This is a genomic window from Pseudomonas sp. SIMBA_067 (assembly GCF_046534675.1).
In the GTDB taxonomy this organism is placed as follows: domain Bacteria; phylum Pseudomonadota; class Gammaproteobacteria; order Pseudomonadales; family Pseudomonadaceae; genus Aquipseudomonas; species Aquipseudomonas putida.
The window spans coordinates 1-234 of record NZ_JAWRYH010001385.1 but is presented as its reverse complement, the minus strand read 5'-3'; the positions used below and the strand labels follow the sequence as shown (position 1 = coordinate 234).

The following is a 234-nucleotide window of genomic DNA, read 5'->3' as shown; positions in this document are numbered from 1 at the left end:
AGAGATAAGACCTGATAAGTTGTAGAATGCAGCTGATGCGCGGTTTAATAGTTCACCAGCAAGCTCCATTTCTACCAAGGTATTTTCAAAAGTAGCTGGTTCTGGATTATTGGCAATTGCCAAAATTTCTGCATTATGTTGTGCAATACCTGCATCAAATGCAGCTTCGTATTCAGTAGTACCAAACTTATCAAACTCAGGAGCCATGTATTGCAATGGGCTTGGTTTAAATAA

At 38.9% G+C, this 234-nt stretch carries 1 pseudogene; it reads right to left on the bottom strand.

The window, feature by feature from the left end:
* Positions 1 to 234: pseudogene (locus tag SB765_RS33910) on the bottom strand (M3 family peptidase); the annotation flags it as partial.